A 23100-nucleotide genomic window follows, 5' to 3' on the forward strand; every position below is an offset into this window, starting at 1 on the left:
GGGGCGCCTTTTCTGTTTATGTATTTAAACTTAAGAGTTAATTGCTTTCCAGATCATATCTTTCAATGGCAATATATTTTTACCGGTCACCGACGAAATGAAAATATAGGGTACATTTTCCGGCAGCTCCAGCTCCATTTCCTTCTCCAGCTCATCATCGAGCATATCAGACTTGGTAATAGCCAGCAATTTAGGTTTATCTGCCAACTCGGGATTATATGCAGTCAGTTCATTCAATAGAATGGCGTACTCCTCCCGGATTGTCCGATCTGTATCGGCCGGCACCATAAACAACAAAACAGAATTTCGTTCGATATGCCGCAAGAAACGATACCCTAATCCCTTTCCTTCCGAAGCCCCTTCGATAATACCCGGAATATCGGCCATAACAAAAGAACGGTTATCCCGGTAGCTTACCATACCCAAATTAGGCACCAGTGTTGTAAAGGGGTAATTCGCGATTTCTGGTTTCGCAGCAGAGACCACGGACAACAACGTTGATTTACCTGCATTCGGGAATCCCACCAATCCAACATCAGCAAGAACCTTCAATTCGAGAATCATCCACTGCTCTTTCCCCGGAAGACCAGGTTGCGAAAACCGTGGTGTCTGTTGTGTCGGCGACTTAAAATGCCAATTGCCCAGCCCGCCTTTTCCACCCGGAACCAATATTCTGGTTTCACCGTCTTCTGTGATATCGAACAATACCTCTCCCGTCTCCGCATCCTTTGCAATCGTACCCAGTGGCACTTCCAAGATCTCATCACGTCCGGTTGCCCCGGTACGCAAAGAACTACCGCCAGACTCACCGTTTGACGCGATAATATGTTTACGATATTTTAAATGGAGTAACGTCCAGAGATTAGTCGTTCCTTTCAGTATAATATGTCCGCCACGACCGCCGTCACCACCATCGGGTCCACCAGTAGCGGTGTGCTTGTCACGGTGCAAATGAGCCGAACCTGCCCCACCATGTCCAGAACGACAACACACTTTCACATAATCAACAAAATTCGAACCTTGCGCCATTACAATTTATTACAGTCTAGAAAATACTTATCTTAATTAATAATTATCGATGATATCAGTCAAACTTTTAAAGATAGAATCGATATCGCCGATACCATTCACTTTAGAAAGCTTGCCTTGTGCCTCGTAATACGGCAACACATGAATCGTCTTTGTGAAATATTCATCGATACGCTTCACCAATTTATCCGCATCATCATCCGCACGACCAGAAATTTCCTTACGTTTAGCGATGCGTGCTTTTAATTCATCCTCATTCACATCCAGTGCGATTACGACCGAGATTGATGTATTGATACCTTCTAAAAAAGCATCCAATGCTTCAGCTTGAGCAACAGTACGAGGAAATCCATCAAAAATAAATCCTTTTGCATCCGGATTTTTCTTTACTTCCTCTTCCAGCATTGCTATCGTAATCGAATCTGGCACTAAATTTCCCTCAGCAATAATCTGGCTCACTTGTTGACCAAGTGGCGTTTGACCTTTAATGTGTGCTCTAAAAATATCACCAGTTGAAACATGAACCAATTGATATTTTTCAATAAGCTTTGCAGATTGGGTTCCCTTACCTGCACCCGGAGGGCCAAATATTACAAGGTTTAGCATAGTTTTATTTAAGAAATTAAAACGAGTTAAAAAATAAAAGCCTAATCACAGATGATGACTAGGCTTTTCAGTTGTGCGCTCCAAGGGAGTCGAACCCCTAACCTTCTGATCCGTAGTCAGATGCTCTATCCAATTGAGCTAGGAGCGCAATAAACCATTACGTTTAGAACTCTGTCCCATGTGTTTTGGTGACGCAAATATAGTCAGAATTCGTTTTTTTACAAATTTTTTTTCAAAAAGAAGTTCCCTTTACCATCGACAGCTTTGCAACAACGTTACTAAAAACAAAAAAGCCAATCAAATTGACTGGCTTTTCTTTGTGCACTCCAAGGGAGTCGAACCCCTAACCTTCTGATTCGTAGTCAGATGCTCTATCCAATTGAGCTAGGAATGCCTTTTTAAGATACAGAACCTGTATTCGTGCGCACCAAGGGAGTCGAACCCCTAACCTTCTGATTCGTAGTCAGATGCTCTATCCAATTGAGCTAGGAGCGCTAGGCAACCAAAACAAATCTGTTATCCTTTTCCGTTTTGGTGATGCAAATATCGTTATATTTATCGATTTAACAAACATTTTTTCTCTTTTTTAAACTTTATACAACAACATTTCTTTTATCTCGTTGATAATATTATATTTAAAATATCAACTTTTTTTTTCAGACACGGACAAATGTTAGCATTCATGAGCAAAAGAGAATTAAAACTCAGTAAAATTCGCATCGGAGATATCAGTATCTCCTATTATATTCGCCCTAGCAAATTATACCCCGCTCCAAAAACAGTCATTTTCATCCATGGTTTTCCCTTCAACAAAAACACGTGGAAACAGCAGCTCCTGCAACTCGACGAAGATTATACAGGCATCGCCATTGATGTTCGCGGACATGGACTAAGCACCAATGGACATGGTTTTTTCTCCGTCGATGTTTTTGCCAAAGATCTAGTGGAATTTATTCGTAAACTCGACCTCAATCATGTCGTCCTTTGTGGAATTTCTATGGGCGGCTACATTGCACTCAGGACCTATGAACTGATCGGCCAACAACTCAAAGGACTTATCCTCTGTGACACGAATTCCCTTTCCGACGACAACAAAAGCAAACAAAAGCGTTTTGATTCCATTCAGGCGCTATTAAAATATGGCAGAAGACCGTTTGCCATTGGCTTTATCGCGAATGTATTTCACGATAAAACAATCCGTGAAAACCCCGAAGCTGTTGAACTCATCAAAAGCTGTATTCGCAGAAATGAAGTCGCCAGCATTTGTGCGACACAACTTGCTCTTGCTTCACGAACAGATACAACCCATTCGTTGAAGACCATTATTATCCCAACACTGATTATAAAAGGGAAACACGACAAGATGATGAGCGAAGAACAAACAAATATCCTTATCGAAAATATACCCGACGTCCGCTATATGGAGTTTGAAGAATCCGGGCACTTGCCGAATCTCGAGGAACCCGAAAAATTCAATGCCGTGCTAAATGATTTCCTGCGAAATATACCATTGTAACCATCACTTTGGTCGCCAAGTGCAACATCGGATATAAAAAACAACAAAAAAAGCCACGTCAGTGGCTTTTATTTCTTTCTTTCATTCAGATTTCGCTCTACAATACTAGAACGAAAAATCATCTTTTGACCGAACACCCGCTTCTTCAGCGTATGCATCATCAAAGTTAGGCTCATAACGTTTCTCGATTACTTCCTGATTAGACTTGATGTAATTAACTACATCTGTCAAACCCTCAGCGAACTTTTCAAAATCTTCTTTATATAAGAAAATCTTATGCTTAATAAACTGGCCATCCTCAAAGCGTTTCTTGCTTTCTGTGATAGTAATGTAGTAATCGTTCGATCGAGTTGCTTTTACATCAAAAAAATAAGTACGCTTACCTGCTCTCACCTTTTTTGAAAAAACTTCTTCACGTTCTTTGTTTTCAAAATCTCCCATTGGTTGTTATTTAAGTTTAAAGTAATCTTAATCTTTGATAAATATATAATAATTCATTTTAATACACCAAATAATATTAAAAAAAAAGACAATTACGCATAAAAATGGCAGTTCCCCTTCCTAACATAGGCTAGATAAAAATTAAACAACAAGATTTTTTACCGACGAAATCATTACATTTACCGAAAATATAAGTTGTATTACCTAAAGCAAATATGTAGAATATATTTGTGCCTCTATCTTTGAGTCATAAATAGTAAAAACATTATGGAAAAAGAACCCATCATACCAAACAGCAATAATAGCCGCAATATTGTAGGAGCGATTGTGATCATCGTAGGTATATTCTTATTATTGAATAACCTCAATTTAGGAAGCTGGTTTCCGGATTGGTTATTTGGCTGGCAAACGATATTAATCATTATTGGATTGGTCATTGGCATAAATTCCCAATTTCAGAAAAAATCGGCAATTATCCTATTGATCATAGGCGGAGCGAGCCTTATTTCAAGAATGATGCGTACAGACTTTGGTTCTGTAACGGTCCCTATCATCATCATTTCGCTCGGGATCTACTTTATCATGAGCAAAAGGAAACCGCCGATGGTTCCCCCAACTTACCCTAATCCGCCACAAGGCTCTTACGACTGGGATAAGCGAGTCAGTGTACCTGTAGAGGGCGCAACTGAGAGCAACATTACGGATCAGGAATCAAGACCATTTAATGAACAATACGGTTCAAGCCAACAAGCCTCGCCTAATCAGCAGGCTTTTGGCGACAAAGAGAAAGGTTCCTTTCACCAGTCATTTGAGGACAACCTCAATCTGAACAGCATCTTTGCGGGCCAAAAGAAAGTCATTTATTCCAAAAACTTTAGAGGGGGCAATTTGACCAATGTATTTGGAAGCGTAGAGCTAGATTTAACGAAAGCAGATATTCAGCAGCCAATTGTGATCGATACGTTCCAATTGTTTGGCAGCGCACGTATAATTATCCCCCCACATTGGACAGTATTTAGTAACGTCGCCTCGGTCTTAGGCTCTGTCGATGACCGTCGGTTCCAAACGATTTATAACCCCGATACAGATAAAAAAATCTATATAACAGGCACCTGTATTTTAGGTAATTTAACCATAAAAAATGCTTAATAGATGAAAAGCAAGCTGTTCCTCAGTGTTAAAAGTCGACTAATTGGCATTATCTGTGTATCCGTATTTATCGGATATCTTGCATTACAATACCTATTGATGCTTCGTTCTGGATTTGATCAGCAACTTGCATTCAAGGATTCATTTATAAACAGTATGGTGATGATGTTTTGCTGCTATGGCATGTCATCAGCACTCAATTTCTACACCCCACAACCCCGGGAGATTTGGAAAGTACTCATCATCGGTTTAATCATGGGCGCAATAAGCATCGCATTAAGCCGATTCTTGATGAGTTACTTTATCCAATCGACCTTTACCCCATTGCTGGACTTAACATTACCTTATCGGGGCATCGTTAACTTCCTCATTTTGACTTCTGTTGCCATTATCAACATTGTCTGGAATATTCAGGAAGACAATATTAACAATATCAAACGGAAGCAGGAATCCGAAAATTTACTTCGGGAAGCCGAACTGTATAATCTAAGACAACAGTTACAGCCTCATTTCCTCTTCAATAGCCTCAATTCCATTATAGCACTTATTGGCGCCAATCCGGATGAAGCCCGAAACATGACGTTCCAGCTATCGGACTTTTTAAGAGGAACACTAAGAAAAGAAAATAATCAAATTATCACACTTGAAGAAGAACTCGATCACCTTCAACTTTATCTCGATATTGAAAAAGTACGCTTCGGTCATCGACTCAATACATCCATCTCTTCTTCAGAAGAAATTTTTAACAATAGATTGCCTGCCATGATTATTCAGCCACTGGTGGAGAATGCGATTAAACACGGGTTATATAATGTAACGGATCAAGTAGAAATTAAAATAAAATGCCATTCGAATGATGGCCAACTGCTGATCCAGATTACCAACCCATTCGATACCGAAGAACAGTCAAAACCAAAAAAAGGCACTGGATTTGGACTATCGAGTATTCAACGCAGATTATATCTCCTTTATGGAAGAAATGATCTACTGGAAACTCAAATTCAGGACAACATATTTATTAGCACCCTAAAAATACCTCAATATGATTAAAGTCGTAATTATCGATGATGAACCCCTTGCACGCTCCATTATTGCGGGTTACCTAAAAAATGAAGCCGATATATCCATTGTGGCGGAATGTGGTGATGGCTTTGAAGCTGTTAAGGCTATCCATACGCACGAACCGGATTTAATTTTTCTGGACGTACAAATGCCCAAATTGACCGGATTTGAAATGCTTGAACTCGTTGACGACCCTCCGGCGGTCATCTTTACGACCGCTTTTGACGAATACGCCTTGAAAGCTTTCGAAAAGAACGCCTTGGATTACCTATTAAAACCAGTATCACCAACACGTTTCAAAAAAGCTTTAGAAAAATTCAGAGCAAGCTACTCCGCACCTGAGAAAAAAGTTCAACCCAACTACGAAGTGCTTACAGCGCAGGACGAAACAAAAATCGACCGTATTGTTGTCAAAACAGGAACCCAGATCAAGATTATTCCGATTGATACCGTCAAATACCTGGAGTCTTATGACGACTATGTTAAAATTCATACCAAAGATGGCATGTACCTGAAAAATAAAACAATGGCATTTTTTGAAAAATCTTTGGATCCGAATCAATTTGTCCGTATACACCGATCTTTTATCATTAAAGTGGATCAGTTGGCCAAATTGGAACCTTATGAAAAGGATTCGTATATTGCTGCACTGACATCAGGCGAAAAGCTCAATATCAGTAAATCAGGCTATGCCCGATTAAAACAATTGATTGGAATTTAAACATTCCGTAGATTTGTGCCCATCAATCGTTATGAAACATTTTATTACAATAGTATTGCTGGGCATCACATCTTACTCCTTTGCCCAAACGAATCCTGCAGAACAGATCAATAAAGGAGTTTACAATAAGCTGGAATTTTTTATCAATTCCCAGATGACAGACTCCGCCTATAATTTGGCCAGTGATTCCTTCAAACAACAATTTAGCCTAGCCAAATTTACCCAAGTACTACAGGAGCTCTATCCCTTAGGACGAGTAAAAAGCTCAACGATAAAAGAATTTGAAAAAGGACTTGCAACCTATCAGATGGACTTCGACAGCCAATCGTATGAGGTTCTTTTTGCAACGGACACAACCTTAAAATTCAATACATTAAAATTCACTCCTCTGGCAATCAAGCCTCAAGTGGAAAAAACTATTGTGGTACCTGCCACACAGAAATCAGTCGATAATGACGACCTTTTTGTCGATTCTGTTGCAAATGCTTATTTGAAACAACAAAATACGCAATCACTTGCAATTGGCATTCTAAAGAATGGACAAACAAAAAGCTATTTCTATGGTGAGACTGCCAAAGGCAACCAAACAGCGCCTACAAAAACGTCTACCTATGAAATTGGTTCGTTAAGTAAAGTTTTTACCGCTATACTTTTGTCAAATCTTGTCGAAGAAGGAACGATAACCTTAGATCAGCCTATTGCGCTATTTCTTCCTGATACACTCAAGAAAAATGAAGAACTTTCAAAAATAACGTTTCAAATGTTGGCCAATCATACCTCTGGCTTACCAAGACTTCCTGACAATCTCGACAAAGTCAAAGGATTTAACGAAAACGATCCTTACAAAACATACGATAAAAAAGCACTTTATAGTTTCCTCGCAAGCTTTAAAAATAACAAGAAACCAGGTGAAGAGTATGAGTACAGCAACCTTGGCTACGCCGTATTAGGAGACATTATATGCAGTATCTATAAAAAAAGCTATGATCAGCTCGTAAAAGACATCATCTGCAAGCCACTCGAAATGAGTAATACCTTTCAGGTATTGGATCCTAAAAGAAAAGATACCTTTAAAGTATACAACAAAGATGGTCAAGAAGTAATTCCCTGGTCGTTTGACGCTTTTGGTCCCGCTGGCGGATTAAAATCGACTCTTGAGGATCTGCTTAAATTTGCGAATGCGCAATTCAAGATGCCGCAGACCCCATTTGAAAACGCCATGGCAAACACCAGATTGTTTACTTTTTTTCTGCCTCCAGACACCGACTTGGGACTCGCATGGCATATGAACCTGATTGACGACCTAACGGTCTATTGGCACAATGGCGGAACTGCCGGAAGCAGCTCCTATCTAGCCTTATCGCCCGATAAAAAAAGTGGCGTTATCATCTTGTCCAATTCTGCCATCTCTGCCGATGATAAGGGTAAAGCTATTTTAGATTACATACTCCGTAAAAAATAAAGTTCAAAAAATAGAGAATAATGAGCCATATTGAAACAACAATATGGTTTTTTTTGTTGTTATAGCGATGAGTGATCATTAATTTTGACTAGAAGAAAACACAAATTGGTTTACCAAAATCAATCACAAGAAAGCTAAAGAACAGCTATTTGCATGAAGATATTTATCACTAAAAAAATACCACAAAAAGGTATAGATTTATTAAAATCTGCCGGTCACGATCTAACGATACACGATTCAGCTGATCCCCTATCCGAAAGGCAGCTTATCGAAGCGAGCCAACAGGCCGATTACGTGCTGAATGGTGGGATGCAAAAGTTTGATGCTAATTTTTTCCAAAACTGCCCAAACCTTAAAGCCCTATCCCTCATGAGTGTCGGCTATGACAATGTGGATATCGCTGCCGCAACACAGCATGGAATACCTGTAAGCAATACGCCAGGCATACTTTCGGGAGCAACAGCTGATGTCGCATTCCTTTTAATGCTATCGGTATCGCGGAAGGCATTTTTCAACCACAAGAGAATTTTGCAGGGCGAATGGAAAGGTTTTGATCCAACGGCAAACCTAGGCATCGAGCTCAACAACAAAACACTGGGTATTTATGGACTGGGACGAATTGGCTTTGAATTCGCGAGAAAAGCCAAAGCAGCGTATAACATGGATATTATCTATTACAATCGGAGCCGTAATGAGGAAGCAGAGCAAATTCTTGGCGCACGATATGTGAATTTCGACGATCTGCTCACGCGGAGCGATGTCCTTTCAATCCATGCCGGGTTGACAGCGGAGACTAAAAACCGGTTTGACAAAATGACATTTGCGCGCATGAAAAACTCCGCTATATTGATTAATACCGCCAGAGGCGGATTGGTCAATGAAATAGATCTAACAGAAGCTCTAGAGACTGGCCAACTATGGGGTGCCGGACTTGATGTGACAAATCCTGAACCGATGGATCCGAAAAATCCACTGTTAAATATGGAAAATGTCTGTGTATTGCCACACATCGGGTCTGCTACAGAAGAAACGCGGGATAATATGGCAATGATGGCCGCCAGTAACTTACTGGCAGCAATTAAAGGCGAAAAAATGCCGCAGATTATCAATAAAGAGGTATATCAATGAAACGAAGATTTTTTCAGATTTTAAACAGCTTAAATAAAGCCATCTTACCAAAATATGGTAAGATGGATCCCTTGAAATTAAAAAAGTACCAGCAGGCTATCATTGCCTACCGGTACTTTGTCCTTTTACACGCCTTGGGAACAGATCAGGACTAAGCTTTTGCAGTCCCTAGGTCGCTTGAATTCGAAACAATGCTAATCTGTGTCGGATTGGAAGATAAACTAATATCGTTCCTTTCCAGCTCCAACATAATCTTTTCCTGCATTGAGTTTCGAGCAGCGACATAATGCTCTCTTTTCGTCCACGCACGAACGGTTAAAACCATGGCACTGTCTCCCAATTCTTTGATAAAAACAGTTGGCTCTGGAGTTGTCAACACATTTTCATTCGAACGGAGAACTCTTAATATAATATCTTTCGCTTCTTTCACATTTTTATCATAAGAGATACTGATGGTATATTCAAACATGCGTTGCACAATTTTCGTATAGTTTTTAATAACCGAATTGGCCAAAGGGCCATTTGGGCTAAAAACACGTACACCATCATCGCCTATTAAAGTGGAATACAAAATATCAATCCTCTCTACAGTACCTGCGGTACCATTTGCACTCGAGATGGAATCCCCTACCTCAAATGGTCTAAACATCAAAATCAGCACTCCGCCGGCAAAATTACTCAGACTTCCCTGCAGCGCCATACCAACGGCCAACCCAAAGGCGGATAAAGCAGCAATAAAAGAAGTTGTCTGTATTCCAATCTGACTTGCGACGGTGAGGAGCAACATCACCCACATGACGATCTTTACAATACTGGAGATAAATGCCCGAATAGAGGGATCTACATTCTTCTTTTCGAAACGTTTATGTAATAAGCGATCTACAAAATTGATCACATATTTCCCAAGAATCAATAGGATAATTCCACCTATAATCCCCGGAATAGACTCAATGACAATATCGGTCAAACGACCAAATCTACTCCCCAAACTATTTAAATTACTTTCCATGTTGTAAAATATATTTTAAACCTCTAGGCACAAGGATTGTTCCAACATATCGTATACCGTATCAAAATATAAAAATCATTGAAAAACACCATAAAAGACCAAATAAACACCACTGTTAAAAGAATATTTAGCGTAATTTTGCTATATGAATAGAAAAAATACCATTCCGATTATTGATAGTTGTAGCATTGATCTCAATAACAAAACAACGATTCATATTGATGATCTAAAAGAATATATCATCAAGCATCAGGATATGGTATTTCCTCACAAACATAATTTTTTCCATTTTGTGCTATTCACCAAGGGCTCAGGAGAACACATTATTGATTTCAATCATTACAACATTGAACCTTATCAAATCTATTTTATGGTACCAGGTCAAGTTCATACCTGGAACTTTACAGGTGACGAAGAAGGCTATGTTGTCAATTTTTCCATTGACTATTTTCAGTCTTTTCTCTTAAGAACCGATTACCTGGAACGCTTCAGCTTCTTACAGGGTAAAATTGAGCAGCTTATTTTTGTTATTGCGGAACAATTTCGCAAGCAGGCTATTCACATTCTTGAACAAATTGCTTCCGCAAAAGCGGCAGGTCAATCGGAAGACTATATCCGTACACTTCTGCTCCAATTTATATTGTATATCTCAATTTCTACAGAAAAAGATCATCAAGAGCACAGTACGCCATATAATCACAAAATATTCAATAGTTTTCAGCAATTGGTTGAACAGCAATTCAGATCTACCAAATTGCCCAGTGTGTACGCAGATCAGTTATTTATTACACCCAATCATCTGAATGCGATCTGCAAATCCTACATCGGACAATCAGCAGGTGAAATTATACGAAACCGGATTGTACTCGAAGCGAAGCGACTATTGGTCAATCGAAACTTAAATATCAATGAGATTGCAGATGAGCTGCAATTCAATGACAACTCATACTTTACTAAATTTTTCAAAAAATCCGCTGGGCTCACACCAGAAGAGTTCAGAAAACAACTATAACTATGGAAGAGGTTAAATACGAATTATCTGAATTTAAAGCTGCATGGCAAGCGAAATGTCCAAGATGCCGGATCGGCCATGTGTACCAAGGTCCTGCCTATGGTCTTAAAGTACAAAAAATGAATAGCCATTGCGAATACTGTGGACTTCGTTACGAGCGTGAGCCAGGTTATTTTTATGGTGCCATGTATGTTACCTATGCGTTCTCCATTGCAGAAATGGTTACGGCTTGTATGGCAACCTATATCCTGACAGGCAATGATTCTTCTTTTATACTCTATGCAACCGTTGCTATCATGAGCGTTGTTTTAATGTCGCCATTCAACTACCGTTATTCCCGTATCATACTGATGTATTGGTTGACCCCGGGCTTGAGATATGATCCAAATGTCAAAAAAAAGGAAGTTGATGTGAAGGCTTCAGCATAACCTTCATTATCCTTATCTTTATCCTGATGAAGGATATGATTTATTTGGACAACAACGCAACAACGCGAATTTTGGATGAGGTATGGAATACCATGACGCCCTACTTCATCCAAAACTATGCGAATGCATCGAGTGTCTATCACCAAATGGGGCGTGAAGCCAATGCCGCCGTCCAACTGGCTAGAGCGCAAATAGCTGAAGCACTGAATTGTTCACCAAAAGAACTATTTTTCAATTCAGGTGCAACAGAAAGTATTAATACCGTAATCTGTGGCATATTTGACAAATATCAATCCAAGGGAAATCATATTATCACCGTTTCAACAGAACACAAAGCTGTATTAAGCTGCTGTGAACAACTGACGAAAAAAGGAGCGCAGATCAGCTATCTCCCCGTCGATGCACAAGGCATGATTCGTATAGACGATTTAAAAAATGCGATGAGCTCCCAGACCATACTCGTTTGCATCATGGCGGCAAATAACGAGACAGGAGTATGCACATCGCTAACTCAAATCGCCACTATTTGTAAGGAGAAAGACATCTTATTTTTCTGTGACGCTACGCAGGCTATTGGAAAAATCAACATTGATCTACAAAAAGTCCCGATTGACCTTTTATGCCTGAGCGCGCATAAACTTCATGGCCCGAAGGGAGTCGGTGCCTTATACATCCGTCGCAAATCGAAGCCGATACAGATTACTCCGCTGATTGTAGGCGGTGGTCAGGAAAGCGGATTTAGAGGCGGTACGTACAACGTTCCAGCTATCGTCGGCTTTGGAAAAGCCCTGTCTCTGCTTAAACCAACATCTTATCATACGGTCGAACGAAACCGCGATCTATTGGAAGAACTTTTAGGTGGTATTCCTGAAATCATCATTCATGGAAAAAATGTACCCCGCCTACCCAACACCAGTTACATCAGTTTTAAACACATCCTAGCCAGCGAAATAATGACTGCCTGTCCTGCTTTGGCCCTTTCCTCGGGCTCAGCCTGTGTAACCGGATCCAGAGAACCGTCCCATGTTTTAATGGCTATGAATGTTTCCAAAGAAGATGCATTATCGGCCATTCGCTTTAGCTTAAGCATATTTACGACTCAAGAGGATATTATACAATGCGCTCAATTGGTCACAGATGCGGTTCGCAAAATCCGCGATCAATCCCCCATCTGGCAACTTTTCAAAGCTGGCCTGATCGATTAATTTATGACATTCTAAAAACTTTATAACAGGCGAAATATAACAAGATTGTATGTATCTTTGTGCTATACAAAGGATATTACTATGATTACAGTTACTGACAAAGCAAAAACTCGTATCGAGGAAATCATGAAGGATGAGCAATATGACAGCAATTACTTTGTGCGTGTTGCTGTGGAAAGTGGCGGTTGTTCGGGCTTGAGTTATAAGCTGAACTTCGATAACGAAGAAAAAAAAGGTGATCAATTTTTCGAAGATAAAGGCGTGAAAGTCTGTTTGGATATAAAATCGTTTTTATACCTAGCAGGTACAGAACTGGATTATTCCGATGGTTTGAACGGAAAAGGTTTTGAATTCCATAACCCTAATGCGAGCCGGACCTGTGCATGCGGCGAAAGTTTCTCCGTTTAATCAATCACGTCGATCCACCATAAATAAAAGAGCCCTGAAATATTCAGGGCTCTTTTAGTAAGTAACCAAACACTTTTAGTTGCACCAACAAATTATTAGTTTTATAATTAAATATTGACCTACCTTCATTTTGTTAGAATTTTTTTATTTTTTCAACTTTTTAATGGATAAATATTAAAAATCACAACCAAACAGATTAACCAGTGATATTTTCATACTTTTGTAGGAAATAACTGAATAAAAAATAAAACCATGCGTATCAATCCGCACATGGTATTTCATTTAACTCATATGGAGGGAAGAAAACTTTTAAATACCGAAGTTGCTATCAGCTTCGTTAAAGATACATTTGTCCAACAACTAAAGAAAGCATTAAATTTAATTCCGATCTCATCGCCTTTGGTGGTTTTAGACGGCACAGGATTAAATGATGACTTAAATGGAATTGAGCGCCCGGTATCATTTCCGATTAAATCATTGAATGAAAAAAGGGCTGTCGTCGTACATTCATTGGCAAAATGGAAAAGAGTCCGTTTAAAAGAACTTGAAATGTTACCCGGGGAAGGCATCGTGACAGACATGAAAGCACTGCGTCCTGATGAAGATTACACCCCTATTCATTCGATATATGTAGACCAATGGGATTGGGAAAAAGTAATCGATAAAGATCAACGTACTTTGGCCTTACTGAAAGATACCGTATTAAAAATTTACGATGCATTACGCTATACAGAACAACAGGTTGAAAGCAAGTATCCACAGATAAAAGCTATTCTTCCAGAAACCATTACATTTATTGCAGCAGAAGAACTTCTGCAAAAATATCCTAATCTAACTGCAAAAGAACGTGAAAATACCATCACAAAAGAATATGGTGCAGTATTTTTATATGGTATCGGCGGGGCACTCAGCAATGGTGTTGCACACGATGGTCGCGCAGCAGACTACGACGATTGGAGTACTGCAAATGAGGCTGGACACAAAGGATTGAATGGAGATATTCTCGTATGGAACCCCATCTTAAATTCAGCCTTTGAGCTTTCTTCCATGGGGATTCGCGTCGATAAAACCGCTTTGGCACATCAAATGGAAATCAGAAATTGCACTGAAAAATCCAAACTGACTTTCCATAGCATGCTTCTCAATGATCAATTACCGGAATCTATGGGCGGTGGAATCGGACAATCCCGTGTCTGTATGTTTATGCTCAAAAAACAACATATTGGAGAAGTTCAAGTCAGTATCTGGGAAGAGGACAAAAAAGAAACATTAAGACAAGAAGGTATTGATATCCTATAAAACAATACTTATGGAAAATTAATAACTCGGCAACTATACCGCGTGTTTCAGTATACCGATAAAAATCAAGGCAAGGTAATCATCTTTTATAGACTGATTACCTTGTTTTTTTAATTACAAAATGCCTAAAAAATTTTCATTCGAGTTTGTTCCTTTCAAAATAGCGGTATTTTGTATTTTTGCTGAATGCAGCTAGAAGCTATTTTAAATAAATTAGGTATCTCATCCTTAAATGAGATGCAAGAAAAAGTAGTGGAATCGTACCAAAAAGATCATGATTTCATCTTACTTTCACCCACAGGATCTGGCAAAACCTTGGCCTTTTCATTGCTCATTTTAGAGCAACTGAAGGAAATCGTTCGGGAGGTTCAAGTACTGATCTTAGTGCCGACCCGCGAACTGGCCTTACAGATAGAGCAAGTGCTTCGCAAGGTAGCCACTGGCCACAAAGTCACCTGTGCCTATGGCGGTCATAGTACCCGTATTGAAAAAAATGAATTCAAGGATGCTCCCGGAATTATTATAGGAACTCCAGGACGCATAAAACAACATATCGAAGAAGGAAATTTTGATCCTTCCGGTATTCATACCCTCGTGCTAGACGAATTTGATAAATCGTTGGAACTGGGATTTCAGCAACAAATGGATTTTATTATTCGACATATACCGGCCATCAGATCGCGGATATTGACTTCTGCAACGATGATGGATGCAATTCCGCCTTTTACACAGATAGAGGAGCCTATTCTTGTCGATTTTTTGAATAATTCACAAAATATACCCCGCATTACAATTAAAAAAGTAGTTGCCCCTGTTCAAAAGAAATTGGAGGCACTACTAAAACTTATCTGCAAGATTGGGACGAAAAAAATGATTATCTTCTGTAACCATCGCGATGCCGTCGATCACATCAGCGAACTACTGGATAATCGCAATATTATTCACGACACCTTTCATGGCGGACTTGAACAGCAAGATCGTGAACTGGCGCTTCTCAAATTCCGTAATCATTCCAACAATGTTTTGATCACGACCGATTTGGCTGCAAGAGGGCTGGATATCCCCGAAGTTGATGCCATTATTCATTATCAGCTACCGCATAAAGAAGATGGCTTTATTCATCGCAATGGACGTACTGCGCGTATGCAGGCAAAGGGTGATGTCTATGTCATCTTAAAGCCGGAAGAAGCGTATCCCTATATAGCGGAGGAAATACCTGAAGAGGAATTTCCCGAATACTATGATCTTCCTGAAAATTCACCTTTCGCCACACTTTATGTTAGTGCTGGAAGAAAAGACAAAGTCAATAAAATTGACATTGTAGGTTTTCTCCTGCATTTGGAAGGTGTTGAAAAAGACGACATTGGTATAATAGAAGTGAAAGATAAGGTCGCTTATGTCGCCGTTAAAAGAAAGCTTGCTCCTTTTATTATCAACAAGGCAAATGGGCAAAAAATCAAAGGACGTAAAGTAAAAATTGGACGTACTTAAAGGTCCAAAACATTGGTTAATTGGAATTCAAGTGTAAAACGGTGGCTTCAATTCTTGTATTTTCTTCTTTGGAAATCAATCGCCAGGTAAGCCTTCACAATACCGTGTAAGGCTTACCTGGCGATTCTGATTTAAAATTTTTCAGGGTATGTCATCGTTCCTGTTCAGGCCAAGCGCCCCCAGGTTAATCCAATTCTTTTAAATACCGGAGATACAATTGCACAGCTTCGCGCTTCTTGGCTGTCAAATGGAAATTAAGATGCTCTGTCAGATATTTGGTATAATCAAAGTCCTCAAATTCTGGGAGACCGGCTATCACATCGGTTGCATGTTCAACGCCATACGCTAAAGCTTCATTGAATTCCTCTACAAAAGAGTCGGGAAGTTTTTTGTTACTTACCCATAAGGCAAAAGCGAAAGGTAATCCGGTGAAGTTAAACCATTCTTCCCCCAAATCATAAACATAGGGTACTGCATTCTTCTTACCGAAAGTACGATCCCCAATTAAAACATAGGCATCTGGCTCTATAGATTCATCAGTGACCAATTCTACATCCTTTTTCCAATAATTTTTTATCAATACACGTGCTAAACCATTTGAAGTGCGCGATTGCTTATCTAAACGTAAAGTTTTTACCTCTTCAATGGGTTTATTGGCAAAAATAAAGACAGAATCGACAGCACCTTCCGTGCCGATACAAAAATCGGTATTAATATAGTACTCGGGTAGACTTAATAAGGCAGCTGTCGGTATAATCCCGATATCAGCTTGATCGTCGATTACTTTCTGTGCACAGGCACTTGGATAATCGACGCTCAAGTCGATTTGCTCCATCACTTTCGATTTACGTATTCCATTCAAAAATGGATAAGTATTGGTATACGATACGGCAGAAACTCTAATTTTATTCATTTATCAATGCTTCTAAGTGTGCGGTATTGTAATGGTCTACAATCTCAAATTGACCATTATCATAAAGCAATTTATATAAAGCAGTATTTGTATGCGGGAAATCATCCATATAACGGGCATCGACACCAGTCATTAGACAAAGCATAATCCGTAAAGCACGACCGTGCATACAGACTAATATGTTTTTTTCATCTGTCTGAGCGAGCATATGATCCAAGGCGACTTGTTGACGCGCCATTAATTCATGAGGAGACTCTCCGTTTTCGATACTGACATCCAATTCTCCATTGCGCCATGCTGCGACCAATTTTTCAAAACCAGCTAGCAACTCCGGTGTTTGTTCTTTTCCTTCATAAACTCCCCAGCTTATTTCATCCAAACCAACAAGCTGTTCCCAAGGTAAATCCAAATCAATGAACCCCTGTACAGTTTGATGAGTACGCAATAAAGTGGAGGTATATATCTTATCAAAAGGCACCGTATTGTAGCGATCAAAGAAAGCCTGAGCTTGAGCTATGCCCATTTTATTGAGTGGGGAATTAACACCCCGCCCCTGCACAATACCTCTTAAATTTAGATCAGTCTGTCCGTGTCGTATAAAATAAAATGTCTTTTTCAACGTGCGATATGAGTTATGAATTGACAACAGGTAATGCGTAATAGCTTTTCTTTTGATCAACTTGATCAAAAACAACATCATTATAATCGGTTACCACATTGTAGAGGGTATCTCTTTCAATCGGATGGCGTCCAACATTTTTTATTAGCTCAACAACCTCTTGTGTGGTCATCCCTGGTTTTTGCTCTTCTGCTCCTGCCATGCTGTATATTTTTGTCGTATCATCCAGTGTTCCGTCTATATCATCGACCCCAAAAGCCAAGGACAACTGGGCCGTATCTCTCGATATCATTGCCCAATAAGCTTTAATATGATCAAAATTATCCATGTAAATTCGAGCGATCGCGTAATTCCTGAGGTCTTCAATAACGGATACCTCCGGAATATGAGACATTTGATTCTCCTTGTTTCTAAATTTTAGTGGAATAAAGGTCTGAAAACCGCCAGTCTTATCCTGTAGCTGTCTTAAGCGCTCCATGTGATCGACACGATGCCAAAACTGCTCTATATGGCCGTACAGCATGGTTGCATTGGTATGCATGCCCAGCTTATGCGCCTGCTCATGAATATCCAGCCATTGTTCGGCTGTGCATTTATCATGTGCAATCTGCTCTCTGACTTCTGGATGAAAGATTTCCGCACCACCGCCCGGCATAGAATCTAATCCGCAGGATTGCAGATACTTCAATCCGTCGTAATGGCTCAATTTTGCTTTCTTGAAAATATAGTAATACTCTACAGGTGTAAGTCCTTTGATATGCAACTCGGGACGATGTGCTTTACATTTGCGAAAAAAATCGGCATAAAATTCGAGGTTCTGCTTAGGAACAACCCCTCCGGTGATATGAACTTCAGTAACAGCCTCCTTGTCGTACTTTTTCACAATATCCATCATGCCGTCGACTTCCATCTCCCAACCTTCAGCCCGTTCTTTTATTAAGCGGGAATACGAACAGAACTTACAGTCATAGACACAGACGTTAGTCGGCTCGATGTGAAAATTACGATTGAAAAAAGTATGATCACCATGGCGTTTCTCGCGAATATAGTTAGCAAGCACACCAAGGTAGCCTAACTCACCTTTCTCATACAAAAGTACGCCGTCCTTAAAAGTGATACGCTCCTCTCGCAAAACTTTCTCCGCTATATCTCTCAATTCGACAGCTAAATTCTTATCGTTAATCAAGAAATTCAATTTATCTATTGCGTTCATTAAATGTATCTCCTATCTTAAATCAAATGTACCGAAAAGGCAACAAAAGTTATAATAAAAAATGTGACAACAACTAATTTGACATAGCTCTTAGAAAAGGAGCCTAATCTGTAAATTGTTGCATTTCGATTAATTTACGGTATAATCCTTCTTGCTGTATCAGCTCACTATGGCTACCTGCTTCTACGATCTTTCCTGCTTCAATAACCACAATTTTATCCGCATTCTGAATGGTACTTAAACGATGGGCAATAACAACCGTTGTTCTATTGTCCATTAATTTATATAAGGAGTCCTGCACCAATTTTTCAGATTCGGTATCTAAAGCAGAAGTCGCCTCATCAAGAAGCATGATCGGTGGATTCTTCAAGACAGCTCGTGCAATACAGATCCGCTGACGTTGGCCACCAGATAATTTACCGCCCCTATCACCTATGTTGGTCTGATACCCCTGTTCCGTTTTCACAATAAATTCATGCGCATTCGCAATCCGTGCAGCGGCTTCTACTTCCTCTTGACTGGCCGAAAGATTAGCAAATGCAATATTATTGAAGATCGTATCATTAAACAAAATGGACTCTTGATTAACGACACCGATCATGTCCCGTAAAGAATCCTGGTCTAAATCCCGTAAATCAATACCGTCAAACAAAATTTGCCCCCCAGTGACGTCCATAAAACGCGGAATTAAATCAACTAAAGTTGATTTTCCCCCACCTGAAGGTCCCACCAACGCAATAATCTTCCCTTTTTCTATAGTCAAATCGATGTTCTGTAGAATCTCTTTATCTTTGGTATACGAAAAATTCACCTGATTAAAGACAATATTCTTCTCAAAGCTTTTCACAAGCTTCGCGTCGGCGCGATCTTTCACTTCCGTCCGTTCATCGATAAGTTCCAATACACGCTCACCCGCAGCAAGACCATTATGAATACCGCTGAAAGAATCTGTTAACGCCTTTGCCGGACGCATCACCTGTGAAAAAATAGCGATATAGGCAATAAATGCGGGCGCCGTTAAACTCTTGTCACCTGAAAGCACCAAATGGCCGCCATACAAAAGAATAATAGCCACCATAATTACCCCCAGCAATTCGGACACAGGTGAACTTAACTGTTGTCTTTTAGCCATAGCACGACCGATATTGGCGTAACGTTCGTTCTCATTATGAAACCTGTTCTTAATAAATGAAACGGCATTGAAAGCTTTGATAATTTTTATTCCAGACAATGCTTCGTCCAAATAGGAAATCATATTTCCATACGATTCCTGTGCCGCATGCGCTTGGCTTTTAAGATTCTTAACGATTCTAGAAATAAAAAATGCAGAGACGGGAATGACCAAGAGTGAAAAGAATGTCAATTGCGCAGAGATATTAAAAAGCATCACGATATAAGCGATCAATTGCAAGGGCTCTTTAAAAACCACCTGTAAAGTACCCGTCACAGAATACTGCACGACCTGTACATCAGACGCAACTTTAGAAACAATATCTCCTTTTCGTTGTCCTGTAAAATAACCGACATGTAAATCCATTACACTGTCAAATACCGCTCTACGCAATTTGAGCAAAGTATGAATACGGAAATTCTCCATAATGCGTTGACAGAAGTAGCGAAACAGATTACTGATAAATACGGAGATCACAATTGCAATACAGACCCTTTGCAATGCGCCATAGGCACCAAACTGCTCATTTGCCATCGATGCATAGTAATTGAACCAAGCTAAAATATCTGTGTACGCTTCAGGTTTCACGACTTCAATAGCTGCTTCACAAGCCTCTTTTCCGGTTTTAAAAAGTGTATGGAGTAAAGGAGCAAGTAATGCCAAATTCAACGTGCTAAAAACAACCGTGATCAGCGTGCAAATTACATAGGGGATTGCAAATTTCTCAATGGGTTTAGCAAACGATAAGAGCCTAAAATATGTTTTCATTTATGTTGAACTAAGACAAATTACTTTTACATCAAAAGTAATTCGTCGGTCTCTCCTCTAACTTCCAGATTTTTGACGAGGAAATTGAACAAAAATAACAAATTAATCAAGAAAAGCACATATCCTGGCAGGGGACTATAAAATTGTTGCATCGCAAGAATAAAGCATTCAGCTTGTTCAGCTTGAAAAATCGATAAAAAAATCTCCTTTTAATAGATAATTCCCTAATTTAGCCTTATTCAAATACCAAATTTATTAAAATAAAATGCAAATAGACGTTGCCAAAAGATTGCAGCACACTGAAGAATATTATTTCTCCAAAAAATTAAGAGAAATAGATGAGTTGAACAAACAGGGAGCGCGTGTAATCAACCTAGGAATTGGAAGTCCAGACTTACCCCCGCATCCGGAGGTGATCGAGACATTAAATACGAATGCCCAACTTCCAAATGTGCATGGCTATCAAAACTATAAAGGCGCACCTGCCCTACGACAAGCCGTTGCAGATTGGTATCAACGTTATTATAACGCGACTTTTAATCCCAATACCGAAATATTACCCTTAATTGGGTCAAAAGAAGGCATTGTGCATATCTGTATGACCTACCTGCAGGAAGGGGATCAGGCACTTATACCTAATCCTGGCTACCCTGCTTATGCGGCCGCAGTGCGGCTGAGTGGTGCTGAAGCGATTACCTATAATCTTACACAAGAGCAAAATTGGCTTATTGATTTAAATGAGCTCAAAAAACAAGACTTGTCAAAGGTTAAACTAATGTGGATAAACTATCCCCATATGCCAACAGGTGCCTCCGCACCCGATGCATTTTACCAAGAGCTGATTCAATTTGCCAAAGAGCATAATATCCTGATTTGCCACGATAACCCATATAGCTTTATTTTGACAGATACGCCAAAAAGCATTATGAGTATACCAGGCGCCAAAGATGTGGCTATTGAATTGAATTCGCTGAGCAAATCTTCCAATATGGCGGGATGGCGAATTGGTGTGCTCGTGGGTGCCGAAGAACGTATAAACCAAGTGCTTCGTTTCAAAAGCAACATGGACTCAGGCATGTTTTTACCTGTTCAGCTGGCCGCGGCGAAAGCCTTACAACTTGATGCCTCCTGGTATGCTGATCTAAACAAAATTTATGCGGAACGGCGCCAACAGGTTTATGAGATCATGGATTTGCTGGACTGTGCTTATCAAAAAGACCAAGTAGGTCTATTTGTATGGGCGCGTATTCCGGAGAAATACGAGGATGGCTATGCCCTGAGTGATGCTGTTTTGGAGAGATCACGGGTATTTATTACACCGGGTGGAATTTTTGGAGATAAAGGCGATCAATATATACGCATCAGTCTCTGTGCTACGGTAGAGGTACTCAAAGAATCAATCCAACGTATTAAAGATAATTTCTAACACATTCGATTTCGGCGCAGCTTAACTGCTTTGAAATTATCGATAGAATAATTAATCAACAAACAACCAGGGTATGAAGCGTTCGATGTATAACATTTGAACAAAAATACGCTTAATATAATTGTTTATATATGAACATTGCCATTGTAGGCGTAGGCTTGATCGGCGGCTCAGTTGCCATTCGCCTAAAAGAAACAAAATTCTGCGACAAAATAATCGGTGTAGATAAGAGTCAAAAGAACTTAGATAAAGCGATGCATATCGGCTTCATTGACGAAACAGCAAGCTTAGAAGATGCGATTAAGACCTGTAAAGTATTGGTGCTCACAATTCCTGTTGATGCCATTTTACATGTTGTTCCTCAAATCTTGGATCTGGTCACAGACCAGGTTGTCATCGACATGGGATCAACAAAAACGAATATTCTGAATAAAATAAAGGATCATCCCAATAGGGGCCGTTATGTTGCAGCCCATCCCATGGCCGGAACAGAGTATTCGGGACCCGAAGCTGCAATAGCAGGCTTATTCAAAGGAAAAATGATGGTGTATGTTGAAGCATTTAAAACGGATGAGGATGCTTTCGAGATTGCCGATGCCATCACCGACCAATTGGAGATGCGCAGCTGTTTTATGAATGCAGATGAACATGATGTGCATACGGCTTATGTATCCCACATTTCTCACCTGACCTCTTTCGCCCTCGCCTTAACAGTATTGGAAAAAGAGAAATCTCAAGGGCGTATCTTTGAGCTGGCAGGCTCGGGATTTGAATCTACAGTACGTCTAGCCAAAAGTTCGCCCGATATGTGGACACCTATTTTCAAGCAAAATCGCGAAAATGTACTCGAAGTACTCGAAGAACATATCAAGCAGCTTCAATCCCTGCACGATTCTATTGCCACGGAGGATTATGACAAATTGCACAAACTGATTACCCGTTCCAATAAGATAAAAAGGATCATTAAATAAAGGCTGCTCTAGTTAGAGCAGTAGGTATAAAAAGTCCACCAAAAGGTGGACTT

At 39.8% G+C, this 23100-nt stretch carries 23 protein-coding genes and 3 tRNA genes; 15 read left to right on the forward strand and 11 right to left on the reverse strand.

Features of this window, described 5'->3' with window-relative positions:
* Positions 1–30 precede the first annotated feature (30 nt).
* From obgE to B4Z47_RS01365, 5 genes are all read right to left on the reverse strand, one after another.
* A complete protein-coding gene (gene obgE, locus B4Z47_RS01345) occupies positions 31–1029 on the reverse strand; it encodes a GTPase ObgE (protein WP_070567811.1) in 999 nt (332 codons plus the stop codon).
* A 36-nt stretch (positions 1030–1065) separates the two neighbouring features.
* Positions 1066–1635, reverse strand: a complete 570-nt coding sequence (locus B4Z47_RS01350; RefSeq protein WP_046675448.1) for an adenylate kinase — start codon at positions 1633–1635, stop codon at positions 1066–1068.
* A 74-nt stretch (positions 1636–1709) separates the two neighbouring features.
* A tRNA-Arg gene (locus tag B4Z47_RS01355) sits at positions 1710–1783 on the reverse strand.
* 172 nt (positions 1784–1955) lie between these two features.
* A tRNA-Arg gene (locus B4Z47_RS01360) sits at positions 1956–2029 on the reverse strand.
* Positions 2030–2056: 27 nt separating this feature from the next.
* A tRNA-Arg gene (locus B4Z47_RS01365) sits at positions 2057–2130 on the reverse strand.
* A gap of 187 nt (positions 2131–2317) precedes the next feature.
* Here B4Z47_RS01365 and B4Z47_RS01370 point away from each other — a divergent pair.
* Positions 2318–3151 (forward strand): alpha/beta fold hydrolase, encoded by an 834-nt coding sequence (locus B4Z47_RS01370; RefSeq protein ID WP_070567813.1) that lies wholly within the window; start codon positions 2318–2320, stop codon positions 3149–3151.
* A gap of 105 nt (positions 3152–3256) precedes the next feature.
* Here the strand turns inward: B4Z47_RS01370 and B4Z47_RS01375 are convergent, their stop codons facing one another.
* Complete coding sequence (locus tag B4Z47_RS01375; RefSeq protein WP_070567815.1) at positions 3257–3592, reverse strand: DUF3276 family protein; 336 nt, start codon at positions 3590–3592, stop codon at positions 3257–3259.
* Positions 3593–3859: 267 nt separating this feature from the next.
* On the opposite strand from B4Z47_RS01375, the gene B4Z47_RS01380 reads away from it, so the two are divergent.
* From B4Z47_RS01380 to B4Z47_RS01405, 6 genes are all read left to right on the forward strand, one after another.
* Positions 3860–4741, forward strand: coding sequence for a LiaF transmembrane domain-containing protein (locus tag B4Z47_RS01380; protein ID WP_083296035.1), 882 nt, complete (start codon positions 3860–3862; stop codon positions 4739–4741).
* A 3-nt stretch (positions 4742–4744) separates the two neighbouring features.
* Positions 4745–5791 carry a sensor histidine kinase gene (locus tag B4Z47_RS01385; RefSeq protein ID WP_070567817.1) on the forward strand — a complete coding sequence of 349 codons (1047 nt, stop codon included), beginning with the start codon at positions 4745–4747 and terminating at the stop codon, positions 5789–5791.
* The gene (locus B4Z47_RS01390) at positions 5784–6524 is read left to right on the forward strand and encodes a LytR/AlgR family response regulator transcription factor (RefSeq protein WP_070567819.1); all 741 of its coding nucleotides are present in this window, start codon (positions 5784–5786) and stop codon (positions 6522–6524) included. The genes B4Z47_RS01385 and B4Z47_RS01390 overlap by 8 nt, the downstream gene beginning before the upstream one ends.
* Before the next feature lie 31 nt (positions 6525–6555).
* Entirely contained in the window at positions 6556–7986 is a 1431-nt protein-coding gene (locus tag B4Z47_RS01395) for a serine hydrolase domain-containing protein (protein ID WP_070567821.1), read from the forward strand.
* A gap of 153 nt (positions 7987–8139) precedes the next feature.
* Positions 8140–9114, forward strand: coding sequence for a 2-hydroxyacid dehydrogenase (locus B4Z47_RS01400; RefSeq protein WP_070567823.1), 975 nt, complete (start codon positions 8140–8142; stop codon positions 9112–9114).
* Positions 9111–9269 carry a hypothetical protein gene (locus B4Z47_RS01405; protein WP_172462497.1) on the forward strand — a complete coding sequence of 53 codons (159 nt, stop codon included), beginning with the start codon at positions 9111–9113 and terminating at the stop codon, positions 9267–9269. The genes B4Z47_RS01400 and B4Z47_RS01405 overlap by 4 nt, the downstream gene beginning before the upstream one ends.
* On the opposite strand, the gene B4Z47_RS01410 is transcribed toward B4Z47_RS01405, so the two are convergent.
* Positions 9266–10123 (reverse strand): mechanosensitive ion channel family protein, encoded by an 858-nt coding sequence (locus B4Z47_RS01410; RefSeq protein WP_070567825.1) that lies wholly within the window; start codon positions 10121–10123, stop codon positions 9266–9268. The genes B4Z47_RS01405 and B4Z47_RS01410 overlap by 4 nt on opposite strands.
* A gap of 145 nt (positions 10124–10268) precedes the next feature.
* Here B4Z47_RS01410 and B4Z47_RS01415 point away from each other — a divergent pair, with 145 nt between their 5' ends.
* The 6 genes from B4Z47_RS01415 to B4Z47_RS01440 all read left to right on the forward strand — a co-directional run bounded on the left by B4Z47_RS01415 (position 10269) and on the right by B4Z47_RS01440 (position 15966).
* Positions 10269–11135: an AraC family transcriptional regulator gene (locus B4Z47_RS01415; protein WP_070567827.1), complete on the forward strand. Its 867-nt coding sequence runs from the start codon at positions 10269–10271 to the stop codon at positions 11133–11135.
* 2 nt (positions 11136–11137) lie between these two features.
* Positions 11138–11563 (forward strand): DUF983 domain-containing protein, encoded by a 426-nt coding sequence (locus B4Z47_RS01420; RefSeq protein ID WP_046675442.1) that lies wholly within the window; start codon positions 11138–11140, stop codon positions 11561–11563.
* A 26-nt stretch (positions 11564–11589) separates the two neighbouring features.
* Entirely contained in the window at positions 11590–12768 is a 1179-nt protein-coding gene (locus B4Z47_RS01425) for a cysteine desulfurase family protein (RefSeq protein ID WP_236586030.1), read from the forward strand.
* Between the two features lie 81 nt (positions 12769–12849).
* A complete protein-coding gene (locus tag B4Z47_RS01430; protein WP_046675441.1) occupies positions 12850–13176 on the forward strand; it encodes a HesB/IscA family protein in 327 nt (108 codons plus the stop codon).
* Between the two features lie 252 nt (positions 13177–13428).
* Positions 13429–14475, forward strand: a complete 1047-nt coding sequence (gene asnA, locus B4Z47_RS01435) for an aspartate--ammonia ligase (protein WP_236560234.1) — start codon at positions 13429–13431, stop codon at positions 14473–14475.
* Between the two features lie 237 nt (positions 14476–14712).
* Complete coding sequence (locus tag B4Z47_RS01440; RefSeq protein ID WP_236560235.1) at positions 14713–15966, forward strand: DEAD/DEAH box helicase; 1254 nt, start codon at positions 14713–14715, stop codon at positions 15964–15966.
* Positions 15967–16150: 184 nt separating this feature from the next.
* Here the strand turns inward: B4Z47_RS01440 and B4Z47_RS01445 are convergent, their stop codons facing one another.
* From B4Z47_RS01445 to B4Z47_RS01460, 4 genes are all read right to left on the reverse strand, one after another.
* Positions 16151–16879, reverse strand: a complete 729-nt coding sequence (locus B4Z47_RS01445) for a menaquinone biosynthetic enzyme MqnA/MqnD family protein (RefSeq protein ID WP_070567831.1) — start codon at positions 16877–16879, stop codon at positions 16151–16153.
* Positions 16872–17498: a histidine phosphatase family protein gene (locus tag B4Z47_RS01450; RefSeq protein WP_070568275.1), complete on the reverse strand. Its 627-nt coding sequence runs from the start codon at positions 17496–17498 to the stop codon at positions 16872–16874. Before B4Z47_RS01450 ends, B4Z47_RS01445 begins: the two co-directional genes overlap by 8 nt.
* A gap of 13 nt (positions 17499–17511) precedes the next feature.
* On the reverse strand, positions 17512–18711 hold the full coding sequence (gene mqnE / locus B4Z47_RS01455) for an aminofutalosine synthase MqnE (protein ID WP_201638986.1): 1200 nt from the start codon (positions 18709–18711) through the stop codon (positions 17512–17514).
* Between the two features lie 103 nt (positions 18712–18814).
* Positions 18815–20650, reverse strand: a complete 1836-nt coding sequence (locus tag B4Z47_RS01460; protein WP_070567835.1) for an ABC transporter ATP-binding protein — start codon at positions 20648–20650, stop codon at positions 18815–18817.
* Between the two features lie 265 nt (positions 20651–20915).
* Here B4Z47_RS01460 and B4Z47_RS01465 point away from each other — a divergent pair, with 265 nt between their 5' ends.
* Both B4Z47_RS01465 and B4Z47_RS01470 read left to right on the forward strand, forming a co-directional pair.
* On the forward strand, positions 20916–22076 hold the full coding sequence (locus B4Z47_RS01465; RefSeq protein ID WP_070567838.1) for a pyridoxal phosphate-dependent aminotransferase: 1161 nt from the start codon (positions 20916–20918) through the stop codon (positions 22074–22076).
* 131 nt (positions 22077–22207) lie between these two features.
* Positions 22208–23047 carry a prephenate dehydrogenase gene (locus B4Z47_RS01470; protein WP_070567840.1) on the forward strand — a complete coding sequence of 280 codons (840 nt, stop codon included), beginning with the start codon at positions 22208–22210 and terminating at the stop codon, positions 23045–23047.
* The last annotated feature ends 53 nt before the right edge of the window (positions 23048–23100 follow it).

Source organism: Sphingobacterium sp. UBA2610 (assembly GCF_002339225.1).
In the GTDB taxonomy this organism is placed as follows: Bacteria; Bacteroidota; Bacteroidia; order Sphingobacteriales; family Sphingobacteriaceae; genus Sphingobacterium; species Sphingobacterium multivorum.

Excerpts from the sequence above, each read along its gene's own strand:
- B4Z47_RS01420 (WP_046675442.1), top strand. The coding sequence starts at position 11,138 with ATGGAAGAGGTTAAATACGAATTATCTGAATTTAAAGCTGCATGGCAA.
- B4Z47_RS01425 (WP_236586030.1), top strand. The coding sequence starts at position 11,590 with ATGAAGGATATGATTTATTTGGACAACAACGCAACAACGCGAATTTTG.
- B4Z47_RS01430 (WP_046675441.1), top strand. The coding sequence starts at position 12,850 with ATGATTACAGTTACTGACAAAGCAAAAACTCGTATCGAGGAAATCATG.
- B4Z47_RS01375 (WP_070567815.1), bottom strand. The coding sequence starts at position 3,592 with ATGGGAGATTTTGAAAACAAAGAACGTGAAGAAGTTTTTTCAAAAAAG.
- B4Z47_RS01350 (WP_046675448.1), bottom strand. The coding sequence starts at position 1,635 with ATGCTAAACCTTGTAATATTTGGCCCTCCGGGTGCAGGTAAGGGAACC.
- B4Z47_RS01380 (WP_083296035.1), top strand. The coding sequence starts at position 3,860 with ATGGAAAAAGAACCCATCATACCAAACAGCAATAATAGCCGCAATATT.
- B4Z47_RS01465 (WP_070567838.1), top strand. The coding sequence starts at position 20,916 with ATGCAAATAGACGTTGCCAAAAGATTGCAGCACACTGAAGAATATTAT.
- B4Z47_RS01405 (WP_172462497.1), top strand. The coding sequence starts at position 9,111 with ATGAAACGAAGATTTTTTCAGATTTTAAACAGCTTAAATAAAGCCATC.
- B4Z47_RS01445 (WP_070567831.1), bottom strand. The coding sequence starts at position 16,879 with ATGAATAAAATTAGAGTTTCTGCCGTATCGTATACCAATACTTATCCA.
- B4Z47_RS01400 (WP_070567823.1), top strand. The coding sequence starts at position 8,140 with ATGAAGATATTTATCACTAAAAAAATACCACAAAAAGGTATAGATTTA.
- mqnE (WP_201638986.1), bottom strand. The coding sequence starts at position 18,711 with ATGAACGCAATAGATAAATTGAATTTCTTGATTAACGATAAGAATTTA.
- asnA (WP_236560234.1), top strand. The coding sequence starts at position 13,429 with ATGCGTATCAATCCGCACATGGTATTTCATTTAACTCATATGGAGGGA.
- B4Z47_RS01370 (WP_070567813.1), top strand. The coding sequence starts at position 2,318 with ATGAGCAAAAGAGAATTAAAACTCAGTAAAATTCGCATCGGAGATATC.
- B4Z47_RS01470 (WP_070567840.1), top strand. The coding sequence starts at position 22,208 with ATGAACATTGCCATTGTAGGCGTAGGCTTGATCGGCGGCTCAGTTGCC.
- B4Z47_RS01385 (WP_070567817.1), top strand. The coding sequence starts at position 4,745 with ATGAAAAGCAAGCTGTTCCTCAGTGTTAAAAGTCGACTAATTGGCATT.
- B4Z47_RS01415 (WP_070567827.1), top strand. The coding sequence starts at position 10,269 with ATGAATAGAAAAAATACCATTCCGATTATTGATAGTTGTAGCATTGAT.
- obgE (WP_070567811.1), bottom strand. The coding sequence starts at position 1,029 with ATGGCGCAAGGTTCGAATTTTGTTGATTATGTGAAAGTGTGTTGTCGT.
- B4Z47_RS01460 (WP_070567835.1), bottom strand. The coding sequence starts at position 20,650 with ATGAAAACATATTTTAGGCTCTTATCGTTTGCTAAACCCATTGAGAAA.
- B4Z47_RS01390 (WP_070567819.1), top strand. The coding sequence starts at position 5,784 with ATGATTAAAGTCGTAATTATCGATGATGAACCCCTTGCACGCTCCATT.
- B4Z47_RS01440 (WP_236560235.1), top strand. The coding sequence starts at position 14,713 with ATGCAAGAAAAAGTAGTGGAATCGTACCAAAAAGATCATGATTTCATC.
- B4Z47_RS01410 (WP_070567825.1), bottom strand. The coding sequence starts at position 10,123 with ATGGAAAGTAATTTAAATAGTTTGGGGAGTAGATTTGGTCGTTTGACC.
- B4Z47_RS01395 (WP_070567821.1), top strand. The coding sequence starts at position 6,556 with ATGAAACATTTTATTACAATAGTATTGCTGGGCATCACATCTTACTCC.